This window comes from Bacillus litorisediminis (assembly GCF_022808645.1).
GTDB classification, from domain to species: Bacteria; Bacillota; Bacilli; order Bacillales; family JC228; genus Bacillus_BF; species Bacillus_BF litorisediminis.
The window spans coordinates 1-19851 of the sequence record NZ_JAKZKT010000024.1; the positions used below are offsets into that span (position 1 = coordinate 1).

Here is a 19851-nt window from a genome sequence, read left to right on the forward strand (position 1 = left end):
TTTTCTTTTTTTAAAAGAGAAAAAGCGAAGTTTATTTGTCATGCCCAAAATCTGCTTTGGTTTAGACAACTTACGTTTTAATTTCCAATTCATTTGATTTTGGTGCTTGACATATTACCACTGGGCTTTTCTAATAATAACAATGAATCGTGCCGGAACTTTATTCCTTTCTAGCTCAGTGCACGATGCGAAACTGTCATCTCGCTTTTCTTATATTATGATAGTATTTTACCAGCGAGAAGGGGATAAAACAAACAAATAGCTTACACGGGATTGCTAGAAAGCAGATTTCATGAGCAACGTGTGGTTTTGTTAAATAATGGAGGTGCTGATGGAGGAGAACTTTGTGACAGAAAAGTTTGCCCAAGCTTGGAATTGGGAGGGATCACTTTTTGGACATACAATACGTTATTTGCATAAAAAACGCTGTTTTGACGATACGATAGGACATACGATCCGTTATTTACTGGGGTGCATCCGAAATTTAAAAGAGACCTCGTTTAAGGTCTCATCACAAGGAAATTAGTTTAGTATAGGTAGTCCAAACTTTATTTACGTAGTTTTGTGTTTCAGTAAATGGGGGGATCCCATTATAACGATCGACATTGCCTGGGCCAGCATTATAAGCAGCCAGTGCTAATTGGATATTGCCGTCATATTTATCAATCATAGATTTTAAATATTTTGTTCCACCTAAAATATTTTGCATCGGATCATAAATATCAGTAACTCCGAGACTTTTAGCAGTCTGTGGCATTAATTGCATCAGTCCCTTGGCACCTGCCCTGCTGGTGGCAGATGGGTCATAATTAGACTCATGCTGAATGACTGCATGGATGAGCTGGCTCGGAACATTATATTGGTCAGCTGCTAGTTCAATAATACTTTGGATGGTTTCATTTCCGTGAGTGCTGGAGACTGGCACACTTGCGTTTGAATGAATTTGATTTAAATTGTTTATTACACTCTCTGCAGGATTTACTTCTGTTTTTTCTTTTAATGATTCAATTAATAAAGTCTGAAAAACCTGGGAGGAGTCAATCGTTGATTCTTTCCCTTGCAGTGTTTGCAAAGCTTGAATTTCCATCAATGCTTTTATATCTTGGACTTTCATTCTGTTTCCACCCTCTTTTCATGTTCCATTTGTTTTTCTTTATAAAAGCGAATCATTTTATTTTCAGCTGGATTGATTGGTATGTCGTATTGTTCTAATAAGGCTAGAAAGGATGCCTTGCCAATTTCAATATCTGTCACCTCATATTCGATTTCATAATCGACTTTCCCAAAGTATCTGCTTTTATCAAAGACTAGTAATCCTGCTTCATATGTAACCTCAGCCCGTTCCGTTTCTAATGATCCAAATAAGCGGATTTGTTCCAGTTGGAGCGGATACTTTTGAAGCTGGACATACACATCTCCTTCAGGAATCGAAGTTTTACCTTTTATGAGATCCAAAGCTACCACCGGTTCGAGGATATCAGTTGTTTCTAACAGTCCCTGACCTAAGGGTTCCTTTAACGTAAGCTCATACAGACCATTCTTTTCGCGAATTCTAAGAGCAGCTTTGTGCTGTTTCAAAATAAAATCATATGTATCAAAGTAAAAATTAACTTGTTTTTTAAAGTTTCCCTTATTAAGCTTAAATCCCTTTATTAATTTTTCAAAGTCAGCTTTAGTGAGCATATTTTTAAACTCAATTTCTATTTGTTGTGCCAACCGATTTGCCCACCCCTTTCTAAAACACTATCCTTATTGTATCTCGTTTCGTCGTAGAGAAAAAGAGATTAGGCCAAATGAAAAAATTATTGGATGCCATGTATCCCACTTTTCCCATGCCTATATACAGTATGTTAAAATAAAAGATGCTAATGAGAATTTTAAAGAAACTTCATTGGAAGTAAATAAACTTTGATAAAAAGTTGCTAGTCTAAACTCAGTATTAAGAGAGTACTGACTACATTCGTATTACATAGAATGTTTAATTGATTTTATCATGATTATATAGAAAGTTAGCCTCATTTTTGGATAATCAGTGGAGGGGAAAGCATTGAACCATTGGGATTTGTTTCTCTCACCTTACAAGCAAGCGGTTGATGAATTGAAAGTTAAATTAAAGGGAATTCGGGCACAATTCGAACAGGATTCGTCCTTGTCTCCGATTGAATTTGTAACCGGAAGGGTGAAGCCGATTGCAAGTATTCTGGATAAGGCCTTACAAAAAGGAATTCCGTTAGATCGGCTTGAAGATGAGATGCAAGATATTGCTGGTCTGAGAGTAATGTGTCAATTTGTTGATGATATAAATCGGGTCGTTAAGCTTTTAAAAATGAGAAATGATTTTGAGATTTTTGAAGAAAGAGATTATATATCACATAAAAAATCGAGCGGGTACCGCTCCTATCATGTTGTGATTAGGTATCCGGTTCAAACCATACATGGTGAAAAAAAGATATTGGTTGAAATTCAGATTCGTACACTTGCCATGAATTTTTGGGCTACTATCGAACACTCTTTGAACTATAAGTATAAAGGTCAGTTCCCGGAGGACATCAAGATACGATTACAGCGCGCAGCAGAGGCAGCCTTTTTACTGGATGAAGAGATGTCACAAATTCGCGGGGAGATTCAAGAAGCACAAGCCTTTTTTTCGAGAAAAAAGGAGAATCAGAATAAAACTGATCGTAGGGATGGATGACTTATGAAAAGATTTGCGATTACGTCCAAAGGGGACTCAAAATCAAACGTATTATCCCATAAAATTCGTACATATTTAACTGATTTTGAGCTGATCTATGATGAGGATCAGCCTGACATTGTCATTTCGGTGGGGGGAGACGGAACCCTTCTTTATGCTTTTCACCGATACAGCCGGCGCTTAGATAAAACAGCCTTTGTCGGGGTTCATACGGGACATCTGGGATTTTATGCAGACTGGACACCGGACGAATTAGAAAAGCTCGTTATTGCGATTGCGAAAACGCCATATCAAACAATTGAATATCCTCTGCTTGAGGTCATGATTCGATATCAGCATGGAGGAAAGGAAACAACTTATTTGGCATTAAATGAATCTACAGTTAAGAGCGTAGATGCCACCTTTGTGATTGACGTTGAAATTAGAGGGCAGCACTTTGAGCGCTTTAGGGGAGATGGCCTTTGTGTTTCGACTCCTTCGGGAAGTACAGCCTATAACAAAGCACTTGGAGGAGCTATCATCCACCCTTCTTTGCCGGCGATTCAAATCGCTGAAATGGCGTCTATTAATAATCGGGTATTCCGGACAATCGGGTCACCGCTTATATTGCCTTCCCATCATACTTGTGTGCTGAAGCCCGTCAACTCTCCAGATTTCCATATAACAGTTGACCACTTAACTTTATTACATAAGGATGTTAAATCGATTCAATTTAGGGTAGCAGATCAAAAAGTCCGATTTGCCAGATTTCGCCCATTTCCGTTCTGGAAACGGGTCCATGATTCCTTTATCGGTGAAGAATAAACCGTATAACTTTTCGGTTGGTTACATTTTTCCTATTTTAATTTTTACACTAAGGGAGCAGCAATATATGGCACCATTTCAGCTTAGATGGATTGTTCAAAAAAGTGAGGAAGGACAAATGCTGCGGGAATTTCTCTTTGCGAAGGAAATATCCCGCCGGACATTAACGGCTATAAAGTTCGAGGGCGGCAAGATCGAAGTCAACGGCAAAGAAGTGAATGTCAGATATATCTTAAAAGAAAATGACCTTGTCCGAATCCAGTTCCCAACTGAGATTCCGAGTGAATCTTTGATTACTAAACCTATTCCGTTAGACATTGTATATGAAGATGAAAGTGTACTAGTGATTAATAAGCCCGCCGGAATTCTGACGATTCCTTCGCGTGAGCAACCAACTCATGCGATTGCAAACGGTTTGCTTCATTACTATCAGGCAAAGCAAATCGAATCGGCTGTTCATATTGTAACAAGATTAGATCGGGACACATCAGGATTGCTTCTCGTAGCTAAGCATCGCTATATTCATTATTTACTTACTTTGCAGCAAAAAGAAAAGACAGTAAAACGAAAATATGAGGCATTAGTAGAAGGCGTTTTAGAACAGGTAAATCAAATCATAGTTGCCCCAATCGGCCGTAAAGAAAATAGTATCATTGAACGGAAAGTAACTCAAGAAGGTCAATATGCAGAAACTCAAATTTCACTAATTAAGCAGTACCAGGATTTTGCTCATATTGCAGTTCAATTAAGAACAGGCAGAACTCACCAGATTCGTGTTCACTTGTCATATATCGGTCATCCGCTTTTTGGGGATGATCTTTATGGCGGGAGTTTAAAATGGATGAAAAGACAGGCACTGCACTGTGTAGAACTTTCTTTTATCCATCCTGTTACTGGTGAGGTTAAAAAATTCCATTCAGAGCTCCCAGCTGATATGAAAGCAATACTTGACAATATAAAGGAATGAGACAGCCATAACGGACAGTCTCATTTTATTTTTTGCGCATATTTTATTCAAAGGGTCTAAATCTGTCTTCTATGTAAGGCATACTTGATTCAACATCGACAATTTCCATTTCAGGATAGCGAAGACTGCTTAATTTATTTCCAAAGACTGCTCCAGTATCAATATTGTAGGTTCGATTAATCTTACGTACTTCTTTGACGGGTGTATGACCGTAAACAATCCATGCTTTCCCGGTATAATGGGAAGCCCAGTCTCTCCGTACAGGTCTGCCGCTTTCGTCTGTCTCACCCGTGATATCACCATATAGGACAAATGTTTTGACCTTGGAGTTGTATTTGCCAATTAACGACTCTTTAATCCCTGCATGGGCTAAAATGAGATTTCCGTCATCTACTAATTGATAAAGAGGAGCTTGCTCATACAGTTCGATAAATTTTTGTTTTATCTGATTTTGCTTACTTGAATCCAATGCTTGCCATTCTGCAACGGTTGTTTCTAATCCGTGTGTGATTTGAACTTTGTTTCCTAAAAAGTAACGATAGAGCTTGTTGCAATGGTTTCCCGGTACATAAATGGCATTTTTCTTTTCACAAACAAGGGTATAGACAATTTCTACAACCTGCAGCGAATTTGGGCCTCTGTCAGTCAGGTCCCCAATGAATGCTAGTTTTCTGCCTTGTGGATGAATCGGAATTCCAGATTCCCATGTGTATTTTAATTTTTTTGTAAGCCTGACGAATTCATCGTAACAGCCGTGAATATCACCGATAATATCTATTTTCAAAGTGAACCCTCCACAAAATATTTTACAGCTAAGTCTATTTTTATGTATCATTTGGTACGTGTTTAGTATCCATGAAAACAGGGAAATGCTCCAAATAATATTCACAATATAAATGAAAAGCAGGCATCTTACAAACAATAGGTATATCATTCCCAAACCATTTTGAAAGAAATCTTTTGTAAAGTGTTTTTAATCTTTAATCCTGTTACGGTTAACATACTTCTGTTACAATATACACTTCAAGGGAGGGGAGAGTAATGACAATGAGCGAAGAGGAAAATCAAACCATCGAGCTAAAACTTCTTAAGTATCTTCGTGATAATCATGTCAAAGAATTTAGAGAAGAATTTCTTGAACTCCATCCCTATGACCAGGCCAGTTTTTTCAGCGAAATTGAGGAATCAGACAGACAGCTTTTGTATCAATACTTATCTCCAGAAGAAATGGCAGAGCTTTTTGAAAATGTGGGACTTGAAAAGGAACAAATTCAAATTTACCTTTCTGAAATGGATTCGAATTATGCGGCAGAAATGTTTTCTAATATGTATGCAGACGATGCAGTAGACGTTTTAAATGAGCTAGATAAAGAACAGGTGGCACGTTTCTTAAGAATAATGGATAAAGATGCGGCAAATGAAATTAAAGACTTGCTGCATTATGAAGAATATACGGCCGGAAGCATTATGACAACCGAGTATATTAAAATTGAAGCAAACCAGACGGTTCGTTCGGCTATGTATATTCTAAAAAAGGAAGCACCGTCTGCCGAAACCATTTATTACATCTATGTTGTTGATGCGGACGAAAAACTAGTCGGTGTGTTGTCATTGCGTGATTTAATCATTAGTGATGATGATACGATGATTTCAGACATCATGTACGAGCGGGTAGTTTCTGTCAGTGTTTCTACCGACCAAGAGGAAGCGGCCCGAATGATGAAGGATTATGATTTCCTGGCTCTGCCTGTGGTGGATGATATGGATAGATTAGTGGGAATTATAACAGTAGATGATATTATCGATGTATTAGAAGAAGAGGCATCTGAGGATTATTCAAAGTTTGCTGCAATTACAGATGTTGACATATTAGATCGAAGTCCAGTGGCAGCAGCAAAGAAAAGACTTCCTTGGCTGATTATCCTGCTTTTTTTAGGTATGATGACAGCGAGCCTGATTGGAATATTTGAAGCTACTTTAGAAAAAGTAGCAGTATTAGCAATTTTTATCCCCCTAATTGCGGGTATGGCCGGAAATTCTGGGACTCAAGCACTGGCGGTTGCAGTCAGAGGGATTTCGACAGGGGAAATTCAAAAAGAGACCGTGCAGAAGTTAATTGCAAGGGAAGCAGGTACAGGTTTCATAACTGGTCTGACTTGTGGTTTGATTGTATCGATTTTAGTTTCAATTTGGCAAAATAATATAAGTTTAGGCATACTAGTGGGCATATCGATTGCAGGCTCTTTATTTGTTGCTACTTTAGCCGGTACCTTAGTTCCCTTGATTATGCACAAATTTAAAATAGATCCTGCCGTTGCATCAGGTCCATTTATCACAACGATTAATGACCTGATCAGTATTCTTATTTATTTTAGTCTTGCTAGTATTTTAGTTCTTTAAGATCTAGAAAAAGGCGATTGTAAGAAATATCTTGGCTTGTAGCCAAGTTTTCTTTTTAAATACCTTGCTTTGATATAAGGAGGTAATAGGAATGGAACATGGAGTATCCGTTGCATCTCTTGTTATTGTAATGGTAGCAGCGTTTTTAACACCCATATTATTGCATCGTTTTAAATTATCTGTCATTCCTGTTGTGGTGGCAGAAATAATTGTAGGACTGATCATTGGTCAAAGTGGTTTTAATTTAGTAAAACCAGATGCCTGGCTCGAAACATTATCCACACTTGGATTTATATTTTTAATGTTTTTAAGCGGTCTAGAAATTGATTTCTCTGCATTTAGACAGAAAGGGAAAAAGGAAAAGCTCCCTTCAGGTAAATTAGAACCCAATGGATTTGCGGTAGCTACCTTTATATTTGTCGGAATATTTTTATTGTCTCTAGGTCTTTCTTATTTATTTGTTCTATTTGGTTTTATCGAAAACGCATTTCTGATGACACTTATTATTTCAACCATTAGTCTGGGAGTTGTCCTGCCTACATTAAAAGAAGCCAATATGACAAAAACAAGAATCGGGCAAATTATTCTTCTGGTTGCGGTAATAGCCGATTTAGCCACTATGATTTTACTCGCAGTTTTTGTTTCTATTTATGATCCGCATGGTGCGGGGAATATGTGGCTTCTCTTTATTTTATTTGGAGCCGGTGTAGTGTTGTATTTTCTGGGCAGGTTGTACAGAAAGAGCAAAATCATGGAAGGATTGGCAAAAGGAACGACACAAATTGGGACCCGTGCTATTTTTGCTTTAATCATAGTGCTGGTTGCTATTTCAGAATCTGTTGGTGCCGAAAATATTTTGGGGGCATTTGTTGCTGGTACTTTAGTTTCTTTATTATCGCCTGATCAGGATTTAATTCATAAGTTAGATTCTTTTGGCTATGGTTTTTTGATTCCGATTTTCTTTGTAATGGTTGGGGTAGAGTTAGATATTTGGGCATTATTAAGCGATCCAAAATTACTGTCTCTAATCCCTTTACTTTTAATCGCTTTATTCATCTCAAAGATTATTCCTGTTTATTTACTGAAAAACTGGTGGGATCATAAAACCGTTATTGCTTCTGGTTTTCTATTAACATCCACCCTGTCATTAGTCATTGCAGCGGCAACGATTGGTGAAAGAATGAATGTCATTACGCATGAGATGAGCGGAACTCTGATTTTAGTAGCAGTTATCAGTTCCGTCATTACACCAATAGCATTTAGAAAACTGTTTCCTAAGCATGTGGCGGCTCCTAAAAAATTAAAAGTCGCTATTGTCGGGGCTAACCAACTCACAATGCCTGTCTCAAGAGAGCTTAAATCAACTCTTTATGAACCGAGTCTATATCATACAAAACAAGACAAATCGGATAAACAAATTACAGAATCCTTATTTGAAATAACAGAAATCAAAGATTACAATGTGGAAACCATTAAAAGTGAAGGCATTTTTCATCATGATATTGTTGTATTTAGTACAGGTGACGAAGAAATTAATGAAGCTCTTTCTTTAGCGGCCAAAGAAAATGGAGTGGCACGTGTCATTGCCAGAATTGAGTCACAGGAAAAAGGTGAAAGGCTAAGGGAGCAAGGGGTAGAGGTATTCTCAGCGATTAATTCTCAAAAAGTTCTGCTCCGTGCACTCATCGAGTCGCCAAGTGTCCTTAGTATATTAACTAATGTTGAAACCTCACTTTATGAAATAAAAATGCAAAACGAACAATTTGACGGCATGACGATTCGCCGGTTTCCTTTTACTGGGGATGTTATTTTCGTCCGGATTTTTAGAGGAAATGAATCGATTATTCCCCATGGAGATACGGAGCTTCAGTTTGGCGACCGCCTTATCGTAACGGGGTCAAAGGAATATGTCGATCAATTAAAGCAAGAGCTGGAATTTTGAGATTCCGGCTCTTTTTTTATAAAAATATCTGATAGAGATTTACAAAAATTTAATATTGCCTTCATCTGATTTTATGGGACTTTACTCACTAATTATATTCTCCCTCTCTTGACGCTCAGCTTTATGTATTACCTTTGATATAAGAAATCGTCAAATAATAACCAATTTCTCTCTATTGGACATGACTATCGGTTTATTTCTTCGCTATATATAAACAATTACTCTATCTTAACAAATGATTAAGAATAGTCTGTTAACTTTATTGCTAGAGATGGCTTATTAGTAATAGTCTTCCAAAAAATATGGCTGGAGGTAGGATGATGAAATCTTCTAATTCTGAACTGAGCAGACGTGACTTTTTAAAGGTTGGCGGGATAAGTACAGTAGCATTGGCATTAGGCGCAACGGGAGTTTATTCATTTAGCGGAGCTGCAAAAGGATTCACAGCGGAACAGAATCCAACCAGCGGATTTGGCGGGTATGGTCCATTGGTCAAAGATCCAAACGGCATTCTAGATCTCCCGGAGGGTTTTCAATACCGAATCATTTCCAGAACAGGAGACAAAATGTCTAACGGCGACTTAGTCCCTGCGATGTTGGATGGAATGGCTGCTTACAAAGGAGAAAAAAATACAACCATCTTAGTACGAAATCATGAGAATAGTACCAATTCTGACTATCCTGTAAACGGAAAGAATCCATGGAGTAAAGGGGCAGCTGGTGGTACTACGACTCTAATTGTCGGAGAAAATCGAAAAGTGATTAAAGAGTACGTTTCCAGCTCAGGAACCATCCGCAACTGTGCCGGCGGTGCCAGTACTTGGGGGACTTGGCTGACTTGTGAAGAAACACGCGACATGGGACATGGCTTTGTTTTTGAAGTGAATCCGCTTGATCCTGAAAATGAAATGTCAAAAACACCGATTCGCGACATGGGGTATTTCTCTCACGAAGCATGTGCCGTGGACCCAGCAACAGGTATTTGGTATTTAACAGAGGATTCTGATCCGAGCTTTCTTTATCGCTTTACACCAAATGATCGCAGTCAGACACTAGGTTCGCTTCAAAAAGGCGGAATTCTTGAAGCAGCTGCCATCGATGAATTGCCTGCTTCATCCGCTAGTGCTTTTAACACAGGACAAAAATTTGGAATCGTATGGAAAAAAGTCAATCCTGAGCGGGCCCAACAGGATGCAAAAGATCTTGGCTGCATTCAGTTTAGCCGACTTGAAGGGGCGTTTTTCTCAGCGGGTGTGTTTTGGTTTGACGATACTAGTGCAGGGGACGGAAATCTCGGACGTGTGTATCGTTACTTCCCTTCAACTAATACTTTAGAGCTATTCTATGAGTCTACGGATAAAAATGATTTGGAAATGCCTGACAATATTGCGATGACTCCTTGGGGTGACCTTTGGATTGCAGAGGATGGCGACGGAAATGACAAAATCATTGGTATGACTCCTGATGGATATGTTTATCCGTTTGCCGAAAATCGCTTAAACGGATCTGAGTTTGCCGGGCCAACATTCTCTCCTGATGGAAATACATTCTTTGTCAATATCCAAACTCCAGGAATTACGTTTGCCATTTGGGGACCTTTCGCGCGCAGAAATGTGGCACGGCAAAGAGCGATGGGGTTTGCAGCGCCACCGGCCAATCTTGGTCCTGTTGTATCGGACAAGCTTATAGCCTTTGCGGAAGAACAAGGGATGTCAATCTTGGAAGCAGCTGCATTAGAGCGGCACGGAATGCCTATTCTGTAACAGTTAAATTTTTTTGAAAACTGGGTCATTAAAACGCTCGTAGTGAGGTGAATATGTGTGCTGCAAAACATTGGAATCCCAGGGCTTATATTAATTCTTGTTATTGCGTTAGTTATTTTTGGACCTTCCAAGCTGCCGGAAATTGGCCGTGCATTCGGAAGCACTTTAAAGGAATTCAAAAAAGCTGCTCATGATATTGTGAATGATCATGACGGGTCTAACGATGCTGAGGGAACAGAGAAGCTTAAAGGAAAAAAGAATTTGCAAGCGTTAGAAAATACACAAAGTAAGACTGGAATCTAATCAGTGAAGGATGTAAGCCAAATCAGCTTGCATCTTTCCTTTTTCCTAAAAAAATTGATTAGATTGGTTCAAACTCGGTTTCTAAAAGGAGTCCAAGTATGGATAAGACGCAAATGAATTTTTTTGATCATTTAAACGAATTGCGTAAAAGAATTATTATGACCCTGGTTGCTTTTGTTTTCTTTTTTATTTTTGCGTTTATCTATGTAAAGGAGATTTATCAATTTTTAGTAAAAGATTTGGATACTAAATTAGCAGTATTAGGACCTGCGGATATTCTCTGGATTTATATGATGATTGCGGGCGTTTTTGCAATAGCTTTTACGATTCCTGTTGCAGCCTTTCAAGTATGGCAATTTGTAAAACCCGCACTGACCGAAGAGGAGAAAAAAATTACCCTGCTGTTTATTCCAGGCTTATTTTTCCTGTTTCTTGTAGGGATAGCGTTTGGATATTTTATCTTATTCCCAATGGTACTTGCCTTCTTGCTGAACCTGGCCGGTGATCAATTTCAAACCTTTTTTACTGGGGAAAAATACTTTGCATTCATGCTAAATCTTTCATTGCCATTTGGGTTTATATTTGAAATGCCAGCAGTGGTGATGTTCTTAACAAGACTGGGGATTATTAATCCCCATAAGCTTATAAAAGCTAGAAAAATCGCCTATTTTTTACTGATGGTTGTCTCAATTATCATAACTCCGCCAGATTTTATTTCTGACATCCTTGTAATTGTACCGCTGTTGCTTCTATATGAACTAAGCATTACTTTAAGCAAATTTGTTATTCGTAAAAGAACATTGGCAGATACAACAGTCGCTACAAACTAGAAGGGAGGAACTATAGTGAGTACAGCTTTTCCAAAAATAGAAAACAAGAATGAACAAAGAGATACGGAATCGAAATGCTCGAATTGCCAATTTTGCACGTGCCTGGAAGCCTTGCATAAGACTCTGGAGCTCAAAACTCTGAATCAGGAAAAATAAGGAGGGGGAGATGACCCCCTCCTTGTTTTTATTAGATTTGTATTGTTCCCTTTGCAAATTTAATATTGTATAGTAAAATTAGTACTAGGTACTAATAACATGTAATAATAGGAGGCCGATTATGCTTTCTTTAAAAGGGAAAAATATTGTTGTAATGGGTGTAGCTAATAAACGGAGCATTGCTTGGGGTATTGCCCGTTCTCTGCATGAAGCGGGTGCTAATTTAATTTTTACATATGCAGGTGAACGCTTTGAAAAAGGGCTGAGGGAATTAGTGGAAACACTTGAAGGACAAGAGCCATTTTTAGTTCCATGTGATGTGACTGTCGATGAAGAGATCAAGACAGCCTTTGCAGCCATTCAGGAAAAAGCAGGAGTTATTCACGGAATCGCACATTGTATCGCATTTGCTAATAAAGAAGAACTTGTAGGTGAATATTTAAATACAACTCGTGATGGGTTTTTACTAGCTCATAATATAAGCTCTTATTCCTTAACTGCTGTTGCTAAAGAAGCGCGTCCAATGATGTCCGAAGGTGGCAGTATTCTCACCTTAACCTATCTCGGCGGGGAAAAAGTCGTACAAAATTACAATGTAATGGGTGTTGCCAAGGCTTCACTTGATGCAAGTGTTAAATATTTGGCCAATGATCTTGGAAAAGAGGGCATTCGTGTTAATGCTATTTCCGCAGGACCAATCCGAACACTTTCCGCTAAAGGAATTGGGGATTTTAATTCCATTCTAAAAGTAATTGAAGAAACAGCTCCGCTTCGCAGAACTACCACACCTGAGGAAGTTGGAGACACCGCTGCTTTCTTATTTAGCGATCTTTCTCGTGGAATCACCGGAGAGACTATTCACGTTGACAGTGGATACCATATTTTATAAACCCATGACACTCTTCCTTAAAAGGGAGAGTTTTTTTTTTGCAAAAAATGGACGTCCAACTAAGGTGAAGAGCATATACATAGAGGGAGATAGGGGGAGAGACAGTGGGCGTACCATCCGTATTTGACTTTTTACTTTTATCACTTGCGAGTTTTCGCTTAACAAGATTATTAGTCTTTGACAAAATTACCGAATTTATCAGGCGCCCTTTTTTTGTGGAATGGACTGAAGTCAATCAAGATGGTGTGGAAGAAACCTATATCAAGCCAAAAGAAAAAGGGCTTCAAAGCTGGATTGGTGAGCTTTTGAGCTGTTATTGGTGTATGGGTGTTTGGTCTGCACTCGGTTTATATGGTGGATTGATCGTGTATCCACCCATTTTTCAGCCTATCATCGTTGTTTTAGCAATCGCAGGGTTGGCTGCATTGATTGAAACGATCGTTCATTCCATTCAGAGGTGAATAGGCTGATATGGAGACAAGTTTGCGCAGCAACACATACTATATATCACCGATTCATAAAGGAGGTCTAAATATGTTTAAAAAAATCCAATATGCCCCTCAGCCAAAAATGATGCCGCAAGCAATCAAAAAAGATTGCGGCTGTAACAAAAAGAAAGTATTGGCGCAAAGACCGCCGTTAAAAAAATGGTAGCTATCAGTTAACTGGTAGCTGCTTTTTTTGTAAAAGCAGTTGTAATCGTTCCATTATTGGAATGGTAAATGATGTCACACAGGGACGGTAATATTTTTTTAGATATGAGCGGAAAATAAAATCTAGAAAAACGTCTATAAAGGGATGACTAATATGTATAGGACTTTGTTTTTAGGGATGCTTAGTTTAACCATTGTCTCTATAACCGGATGTGCATTTGAAGCCCCGAAAGAGCCAGATGAACAATGGTCTTTAGTAAGAACCATAGATCCTGCCCCACAAAGTATCGATTATCATTCAAGATCGATGGCTGAGAAGATCGAACATGATATTGAAAAATTGGAGGATATCTATGATGTTATGGTGATTAAAGGGAAAGATGAAACTTTAGTCGCATACAAGGTCAAGCATTTAGAAAGATTTCACATGAAAACCATTGAAAAGGATTTAGAAAAAATGCTGGAGGATCGTTATCCGGACGAAAATTTTACGTTATCAAGCGATTATAAGATCTTTTTAGAAGCGGTTAAGCTCAAAAACAAAATGAAGGATCCTTCCTTTACAGAAGAACAAGCAGAAAAAGAATTTCAAGAGCTTTTATCCTTACAAAAGGAATTAACGTAGAAAGGGATGTTTTGAGACGTGAACGGTAAAAAAGACAAAATATCTCCAAAGCAGGATCAATATAAACAATTAGAACAAAAACATGAAACGAAACGCCCTGTCCTAAAAAATTGTATTAAAGCTTTTTGGGTAGGCGGATTAATTTGTGCAATAGGACAAGCAATCAGCTACTTCTATATATATTTTTTTCCGTTTACTGAACAAACAGCGGGTAATCCGACGGTTGCGACCATGGTATTCCTTTCTATGTTACTTACCGGATTCGGGGTATACGACCGGTTAGGACAGTTTGCTGGAGCAGGCAGTGCTGTTCCCGTTACTGGATTTGGTAATGCTGTGATATCCGCATGTATTGAACATAAAACAGAAGGATATGTTCTTGGTGTAGGCGGCAATATGTTTAAATTAGCAGGGTCTGTTGTTTTATTTGGTGTTTTTAGTGCGTTTGTCGTTGCTTTGATTAAGACGATCCTGATGAGATGGGGGGTCATCTAATGCTAAAAGGTAAATACTCTTGGGTCTTTCAAAATCGTCCGGCTATTGCTGCTACAGGGGTTGTAGGAGGTCCTTTTGAAGCAAATGGACCATTGCGGGATGAATTCGATGTCTTACATACTGACTTATGGATGGAGCAGGATTCATACGAAAAAGCTCATCGGGTTTTATTAGAAGAGGCCATCGATAGTGCCTTAGGCAAGCTTAATTTAACCCCAGACCAAATTCAGTTTATGATTGCTGGGGATCTAATCAATCAAATGACACCTACTACCTTTGCCGCTAGAACCGAACAAATTCCTTATTTAGGGATTTTCGGCGCTTGTTCAACCTCTATGGAAGGGTTGGCACTTGCCAGTTTTATCATCAACAATGAGGGAGCCAATTATGTTTTGACAGGGGCTTCCAGTCATAACGCGGCAGTGGAAAAGCAGTTCCGTTATCCGACGGAATATGGGGGACAAAAGCCTCCTACCGCGCAATGGACCGTTACGGGGGCAGGTGTCGCAATTGTGACCAACAGACAAAATGTTGAAGGGCCGGCACCCGTCCTAACTTCGGCAACCATTGGAAGAGTAATTGATATGGGATTAAAGGACCCTTTTAATATGGGTGGTGCAATGGCACCTGCTGCAGCTGATACAATCATAACGCACTTAAATGATATGCAAATTGACCCTTCTTATTATGATGTGATAGTAACGGGTGATTTAGGGAGAATTGGCAATAAAACGCTTAAGGATTTATTAATCAATCAGCACGGATTAAAGATTCAGGAAGACCGTATTCAAGATTGCGGATTAAAAATTTATGGACCTGAACAGCCTGTACAGGCTGGCGCAAGCGGAGCGGCAAGTTCTGCAACAGTTATGTACGGTCACTTATTGAATGAAATGAAAAAAGGCAATTTAAAACGAATCTTGTGGGTGGCAACAGGAGCATTGTTATCACCATTATCTTATCAGCAAAAAGAATCGATTCCATGTATTGCTCATGCTGTTTCAGTTGAATATGATGATTAATCACGTTAAAGGAGGGATGCACAATGCTAGCTATGTTTTTTTGGGCATTTGTTGTGGGAGGAGCGATTTGTGTCATAGGTCAAATCATGTTGGACGTATTTAAGCTTACACCTGGTCATACACTGAGTATTCTTGTAGTAGTTGGTTCGATTTTAAGCGGCTTTGGCATTTATGAAAAATTAATTGATTTTGCTGGTGCTGGTGCAACCATTCCGATCACAAGCTTTGGTAATTCTCTAACTGCAGGGGCCATGCAGGAGGTTGATGCCCATGGAATTATTGGGGTATTAACTGGTATGTTTGAAGTGACAAGCTCAGGTATATCAGCTGCTATAGTGTTTGGTTTCATAGGGGCATTACTGTTTAAGCCAAAAGGATAAAATATAGACTGTTGTCTAGAAATAATCAAAAATTCTAGAGTATAGCCCATACACATTTGTCATCCTTTACATATGTTAAAAGTGAGTTCGACACAAAGTGAGGTGACAAATCATGCATTGGGGTGGTTACTGCGGTTACCCAGGAGCAGTCGCTGGAGCTGGTTACGGACATGGTGCCACGTTCGTGTTGATCGTCGTGTTGTTTATCTTATTGATTATCGTCGGTGCAAGCTTCTGCTAATGCGGAAAAAAGAGGTGGAGCAGCAAACAGCTGCTCCGCCTTTTTGCGATTTTTGAATGATTTATTCAGTTTTGTTCCATTGATGAAAGCACCAAATATTTTTAGCCTACATACAATAGGGTAGTGAAAAAAGGAGGCTTTCAATCGATGGATTCATTCTTTAAAAATATTGAAAAAAAGACGGGCGTTAATATGAAAGATATTTTAGAGCTTGCCAATTCTCTGCAACATGCAAATTTCAAAGATGAAAAGACAGTTCGTGCTGTCATTAAAAGAGTTTCTCAAATAGCTAATAAACCAGTATCAAAAGACTTGGAAGATAAAATCGTGGAATCGATTACTAAAGATGGGAAATCTTTAGATTTCAACACGATTTCAAATATGCTGAATAATAAAAAGAAATAATCACGACGAAGGGCAATAGGGAGAACGGAAGGACAAATTTCGGCACCCTATTGTCTGTTTTTGTTGGTAATTGACTAAAACTTTACGTTTCTAAAGGGTAGGGAAAAGGGAATATTACAAGAAGTAGTTTAAAGCAGGTTTACGAGCAATGAATAAAGGATTAGGAGTGAAGGAATATGGGATACTATTTGCCGTATCATGACTATGGTTCAGCTCAATACGTAAACAGAATCCACAGAAAAAAACAACCAAATCAACTGGTCCTTGCTCCTGTGAAAATTTCAAAAACAAAAATCGTAAAACGTGATGATCCGATGAGGTATGGTGTCAATCCAATAAACGATACAAGCATTCGTAAAAGAAAGCAAATTGCAATAACGAATGATGTACAACAAAAAATATTATTGAATATAGAAGGAAAAGGGAAGTACATTAATGAATCAATATAGTAACCTACCTGAATGAAAGGAAAAGTCGAATGGAATTTATAAGAATGACCAACCACTGTGGTTACTATCAGGCAGCAGTAAATATCGGCTATATTCACGTTGAAGATAGAGGTTTTTTGATTGATGCAGGTCTCGAAGCTGCAGCCGCAAAAAAAGTGGTCAAGCATCTGCAGGCTCATGGATTGCCGCTAACCCACCTTATGATTACCCATGCCCATTCAGATCATTTTGGAGGGGCCCGTTATTTAAAGGAAAATTTTCAGGTTAAAGTAATTGCACCGGAATTAGAAGCCGCCATCGTCGAAAATCCGGTGTTAGAGCCAATCTATTTATTTCAAGGAACGTTTCCCGTTCAGGAATTGAGAAATAAGTTCATTGAAGCGCCTCCTGTAACAGTTGACAAAAAAATTATGGCTGGACAGGAAGAACTTGATGGGGTCATATTTAAGATTCATTCCCTACCTGGACATAGCTATCAGCAAATTGGTATAGAATATGATGGAATTCTCTTTGCGGCAGATTCGTATTTTGGTGCAGAGGCTTTACATAAACATAAAATTCCATTTATTGTGAACTATAAATTGACCATGGAAAGTTTAGAGAAACTTAGCCTTCTCCATGTAAAAGGAGCCGTACCGGGACATGGGCACTATGAAGAAGAGTTTCAGAAAACAGTCCGTGCAAATATAAACTGTCATCAGCAAATAGTAAATTTAGCAGAAGAATTTATAAGGCAACAGGGGACATGCACTTTCGAGGAGATGTTTGCCTATTTATGCAGAGAAAGAAATGTGAAAATCAGTCACCTTTCTTCCTTTTTATTATTTCGTACAACAGTCGGGGCCTATATCGCCCATTTATCCGAAAGTAAGAAGGCTATTTTTGAAATTAAGGATTATCAATGGATTATACAATCAATCTAATGAAAAAAAGCTTTGCACTAATAGGTTTGGACGTGCAAAGCTTTATCTTTTTCCCATTCTGCATACAGCACATTTTTAATATCGGGGATACCCTGTTGCTTTAATTCTTTTTTTAACCAGTCTAAATCCTTAGAAATCGCATTCAGGTTGTCATAGACAGCTTCTCCATCTAATACTAACGTAATCGGCAGTCCTACCTGTTCAGAAGGAAGCGATAAGTCCTGTCGGGTTGGAGAGGCAAAGTCTGATTTTTTTAAAACACTTACGGTTCCATCTGTTTCTAAAAGGGCATATTCACACTCGCGAATAGAAAAAACATCTTTTGACCTCAATAAATGCTGGAGCTGATTGATATCTAGCCGATTTTTTTTAAGCTGATTATACACGATTTTACCTTTATGTATAATGATGGATGGTTCCCCTTCTAAAAGCTTTCGTACCCGTTTGAATTTCTGGGTAGCCATTTCTGTTGTAAAAATGAGTATACACCAACAAAAAACAGCAAAGAGGATCTCCCGAATTCCAATATCTTGATCAAACACCGCATTTCCTACCAGCTCACCTAATACTAATGCAGAGATAAAATCAAATGCAGTAATTTGTGTAATTTGAGTTTTACCTAAAATTTTAGTAAGAATAAAAAGGGCAGCGTATCCCACCACTAATTCAAAAGCTATTTTTAGGAAATCCATCAATATCCCACCTTTACAATATTATGGTGTACATCGTGACAGTTTTTTATGAAGTGAAAAGACCATAAAAAAAGGCTGTTCCTGACAAGTCTACTCATTTTTGCAAAAATGAATAAACATATGAAAGGAATGAGCCCAGATTATATTATAGGTATTTTTTCATGGTTTTATGGGGAATCCCAGCATCCATAAATTCTTCAGATACCACACCATACCCAAGTGATTCATAGAATGGAATCGCATGCGTTTGAGCATTGAGCTTTAGTGCGGAGATCTCTTGTTCTTTTGCATACTCCTCAATTTTTTTCATAATGGCTTTTCCGGCACCTTTTCCGCGTAAGGAGGAGTCGACGCAGATTCGTTCTACTTTCCCCAATCCGTCTAATACCCGAAAGCGGCCAGCACCTGCGGGTGAGCCGTTATCATAGAGGACAAAATGGGTTGCCGTATCTTCATATTGATCAATTTCTTCTTCGATTGGTACTCCCTGTTCTTCAACAAATACCTTTTTTCTGACAGAGAATGCATCTTGCAGTTCTTCAGATGTTTCAACTATCCTTACTTCCACTTATTCTTCTCTCCCTAGTCTAAATGTTTCGTATACTGTCCAAGAACCATTCTCTAATTGATATAATAAGTGGAATCGGTCGATCGTTTCTTCAAATTTCACGTCAAGCATTCTTAACGCACTGAATACATCTGAATGTTCAGCATCTGATAATTTTTGGCCGATTGTAATATGAGGAACAAAAGCATATTCAGCATTTGACCCAAAAAAGTCATTATGTAGGTCGTTATGGAGTCCAGTTAGTGTTTCATTCGGTTCACATTTTAAATAAATTACGTTATTGACAGGCTGAAAAGAACTCACTTTATTTATTTTCAAAGGAAATGGTTCATAACGATCAGAAAGCTCTTCTAATTTCTCTGAAATCTCTTTTACTTTTTCATCATCCGCTTCGAATGCCTGTTTAAGAGTCAAATGCGGCGGAATCAGTGCATAGTGAGGGTCATATCGTTTCCGGTATGAATTCGCAAAATCCTGCAGCTTTTTAGATGGGAATATTACAATACCGTATTTCATAAAAAAACCTCCCTTATTTTTACCTTTTTATAGCTGAATTACCAACTGGTAAGAAAAAGCGTTTCCGCTAGGTGTCTTCCTTCCATTATAACAAAAAACCAAAAAGTAAGATATAGCCTATACTTCTTATGTT

Annotated in this window: 23 protein-coding genes and 1 pseudogene; 18 read left to right on the top strand and 6 right to left on the bottom strand. The window is 38.4% G+C overall.

Translation table 11 applies throughout. From position 1 onward, the window contains the following. Positions 1 to 511: 511 nt before the first annotated feature. Both MLE14_RS13090 and MLE14_RS13095 read right to left on the bottom strand, forming a co-directional pair. Positions 512 to 1114 (bottom strand): lytic transglycosylase domain-containing protein, encoded by a 603-nt coding sequence (locus tag MLE14_RS13090; RefSeq protein WP_243298833.1) that lies wholly within the window; start codon positions 1112 to 1114, stop codon positions 512 to 514. Continuing rightward, on the bottom strand, positions 1111 to 1716 hold the full coding sequence (locus MLE14_RS13095) for a CYTH domain-containing protein (RefSeq protein WP_243298834.1): 606 nt from the start codon (positions 1714 to 1716) through the stop codon (positions 1111 to 1113). Before MLE14_RS13095 ends, MLE14_RS13090 begins: the two co-directional genes overlap by 4 nt. 331 nt (positions 1717 to 2047) lie before the next feature. Between MLE14_RS13095 and MLE14_RS13100 the strand changes: the two genes are divergently transcribed. From MLE14_RS13100 to MLE14_RS13110, 3 genes are all read left to right on the top strand, one after another. Further along, positions 2048 to 2695 carry a GTP pyrophosphokinase gene (locus tag MLE14_RS13100; RefSeq protein ID WP_243298835.1) on the top strand — a complete coding sequence of 216 codons (648 nt, stop codon included), beginning with the start codon at positions 2048 to 2050 and terminating at the stop codon, positions 2693 to 2695. A 3-nt stretch (positions 2696 to 2698) separates the two neighbouring features. After that, positions 2699 to 3499, top strand: coding sequence for an NAD kinase (locus MLE14_RS13105; RefSeq protein WP_243298836.1), 801 nt, complete (start codon positions 2699 to 2701; stop codon positions 3497 to 3499). Positions 3500 to 3566: 67 nt separating this feature from the next. After that, positions 3567 to 4466, top strand: coding sequence for an RluA family pseudouridine synthase (locus MLE14_RS13110; RefSeq protein WP_243298837.1), 900 nt, complete (start codon positions 3567 to 3569; stop codon positions 4464 to 4466). Between the two features lie 43 nt (positions 4467 to 4509). Here the strand turns inward: MLE14_RS13110 and prpE are convergent, their stop codons facing one another. After that, the gene (gene prpE, locus MLE14_RS13115) at positions 4510 to 5250 is read right to left on the bottom strand and encodes a bis(5'-nucleosyl)-tetraphosphatase PrpE (RefSeq protein ID WP_243298838.1); all 741 of its coding nucleotides are present in this window, start codon (positions 5248 to 5250) and stop codon (positions 4510 to 4512) included. A gap of 257 nt (positions 5251 to 5507) precedes the next feature. On the opposite strand from prpE, the gene mgtE reads away from it, so the two are divergent. The 15 genes and pseudogenes from mgtE to MLE14_RS13190 all read left to right on the top strand — a co-directional run bounded on the left by mgtE (position 5508) and on the right by MLE14_RS13190 (position 17942). Beyond that, on the top strand, positions 5508 to 6866 hold the full coding sequence (mgtE, locus tag MLE14_RS13120; protein WP_243298839.1) for a magnesium transporter: 1359 nt from the start codon (positions 5508 to 5510) through the stop codon (positions 6864 to 6866). Positions 6867 to 6957: 91 nt separating this feature from the next. Beyond that, a complete protein-coding gene (locus MLE14_RS13125; RefSeq protein ID WP_243298840.1) occupies positions 6958 to 8808 on the top strand; it encodes a monovalent cation:proton antiporter family protein in 1851 nt (616 codons plus the stop codon). Positions 8809 to 9128: 320 nt separating this feature from the next. Beyond that, a complete protein-coding gene (locus MLE14_RS13130) occupies positions 9129 to 10571 on the top strand; it encodes an alkaline phosphatase PhoX (protein WP_243298841.1) in 1443 nt (480 codons plus the stop codon). Positions 10572 to 10628: 57 nt separating this feature from the next. Then, positions 10629 to 10874 (top strand): twin-arginine translocase TatA/TatE family subunit, encoded by a 246-nt coding sequence (locus MLE14_RS13135; protein WP_243298842.1) that lies wholly within the window; start codon positions 10629 to 10631, stop codon positions 10872 to 10874. A gap of 98 nt (positions 10875 to 10972) precedes the next feature. After that, a complete protein-coding gene (gene tatC, locus MLE14_RS13140) occupies positions 10973 to 11704 on the top strand; it encodes a twin-arginine translocase subunit TatC (RefSeq protein ID WP_243298843.1) in 732 nt (243 codons plus the stop codon). A gap of 274 nt (positions 11705 to 11978) precedes the next feature. Next, on the top strand, positions 11979 to 12749 hold the full coding sequence (gene fabI / locus MLE14_RS13145) for an enoyl-ACP reductase FabI (protein WP_243298891.1): 771 nt from the start codon (positions 11979 to 11981) through the stop codon (positions 12747 to 12749). Positions 12750 to 12853: 104 nt separating this feature from the next. Next, a complete protein-coding gene (locus tag MLE14_RS13150) occupies positions 12854 to 13210 on the top strand; it encodes a DUF1360 domain-containing protein (RefSeq protein ID WP_243298844.1) in 357 nt (118 codons plus the stop codon). A gap of 346 nt (positions 13211 to 13556) precedes the next feature. Continuing rightward, a complete protein-coding gene (locus MLE14_RS13155; RefSeq protein ID WP_243298845.1) occupies positions 13557 to 14027 on the top strand; it encodes a sporulation protein in 471 nt (156 codons plus the stop codon). 18 nt (positions 14028 to 14045) lie between these two features. Continuing rightward, positions 14046 to 14522 carry a stage V sporulation protein AC gene (gene spoVAC, locus MLE14_RS13160; protein ID WP_243298846.1) on the top strand — a complete coding sequence of 159 codons (477 nt, stop codon included), beginning with the start codon at positions 14046 to 14048 and terminating at the stop codon, positions 14520 to 14522. Then, a complete protein-coding gene (gene spoVAD, locus MLE14_RS13165; protein WP_243298847.1) occupies positions 14522 to 15544 on the top strand; it encodes a stage V sporulation protein AD in 1023 nt (340 codons plus the stop codon). The genes spoVAC and spoVAD overlap by 1 nt, the downstream gene beginning before the upstream one ends. 23 nt (positions 15545 to 15567) lie before the next feature. Further along, complete coding sequence (spoVAE, locus tag MLE14_RS13170; RefSeq protein WP_243298848.1) at positions 15568 to 15924, top strand: stage V sporulation protein AE; 357 nt, start codon at positions 15568 to 15570, stop codon at positions 15922 to 15924. 124 nt (positions 15925 to 16048) lie between these two features. Next, a pseudogene (locus MLE14_RS13175) lies at positions 16049 to 16165 on the top strand (YjcZ family sporulation protein); the annotation flags it as partial. A 147-nt stretch (positions 16166 to 16312) separates the two neighbouring features. Beyond that, the gene (locus MLE14_RS13180; RefSeq protein WP_243298850.1) at positions 16313 to 16570 is read left to right on the top strand and encodes a stage VI sporulation protein F; all 258 of its coding nucleotides are present in this window, start codon (positions 16313 to 16315) and stop codon (positions 16568 to 16570) included. Positions 16571 to 16746: 176 nt separating this feature from the next. Continuing rightward, a complete protein-coding gene (locus MLE14_RS13185) occupies positions 16747 to 17019 on the top strand; it encodes a hypothetical protein (RefSeq protein WP_243298851.1) in 273 nt (90 codons plus the stop codon). A gap of 29 nt (positions 17020 to 17048) precedes the next feature. After that, positions 17049 to 17942 carry an MBL fold metallo-hydrolase gene (locus MLE14_RS13190; RefSeq protein ID WP_243298852.1) on the top strand — a complete coding sequence of 298 codons (894 nt, stop codon included), beginning with the start codon at positions 17049 to 17051 and terminating at the stop codon, positions 17940 to 17942. 17 nt (positions 17943 to 17959) lie between these two features. Here MLE14_RS13190 and MLE14_RS13195 read toward each other — a convergent pair whose 3' ends face one another. The 3 genes from MLE14_RS13195 to MLE14_RS13205 form a co-directional block, all read right to left on the bottom strand. After that, positions 17960 to 18634, bottom strand: coding sequence for a DUF421 domain-containing protein (locus MLE14_RS13195; RefSeq protein ID WP_243298853.1), 675 nt, complete (start codon positions 18632 to 18634; stop codon positions 17960 to 17962). Between the two features lie 145 nt (positions 18635 to 18779). Then, positions 18780 to 19202: a GNAT family N-acetyltransferase gene (locus tag MLE14_RS13200; RefSeq protein ID WP_243298854.1), complete on the bottom strand. Its 423-nt coding sequence runs from the start codon at positions 19200 to 19202 to the stop codon at positions 18780 to 18782. Continuing rightward, positions 19203 to 19718, bottom strand: a complete 516-nt coding sequence (locus tag MLE14_RS13205) for a YjcG family protein (protein WP_243298855.1) — start codon at positions 19716 to 19718, stop codon at positions 19203 to 19205. Positions 19719 to 19851 lie beyond the last annotated feature (133 nt).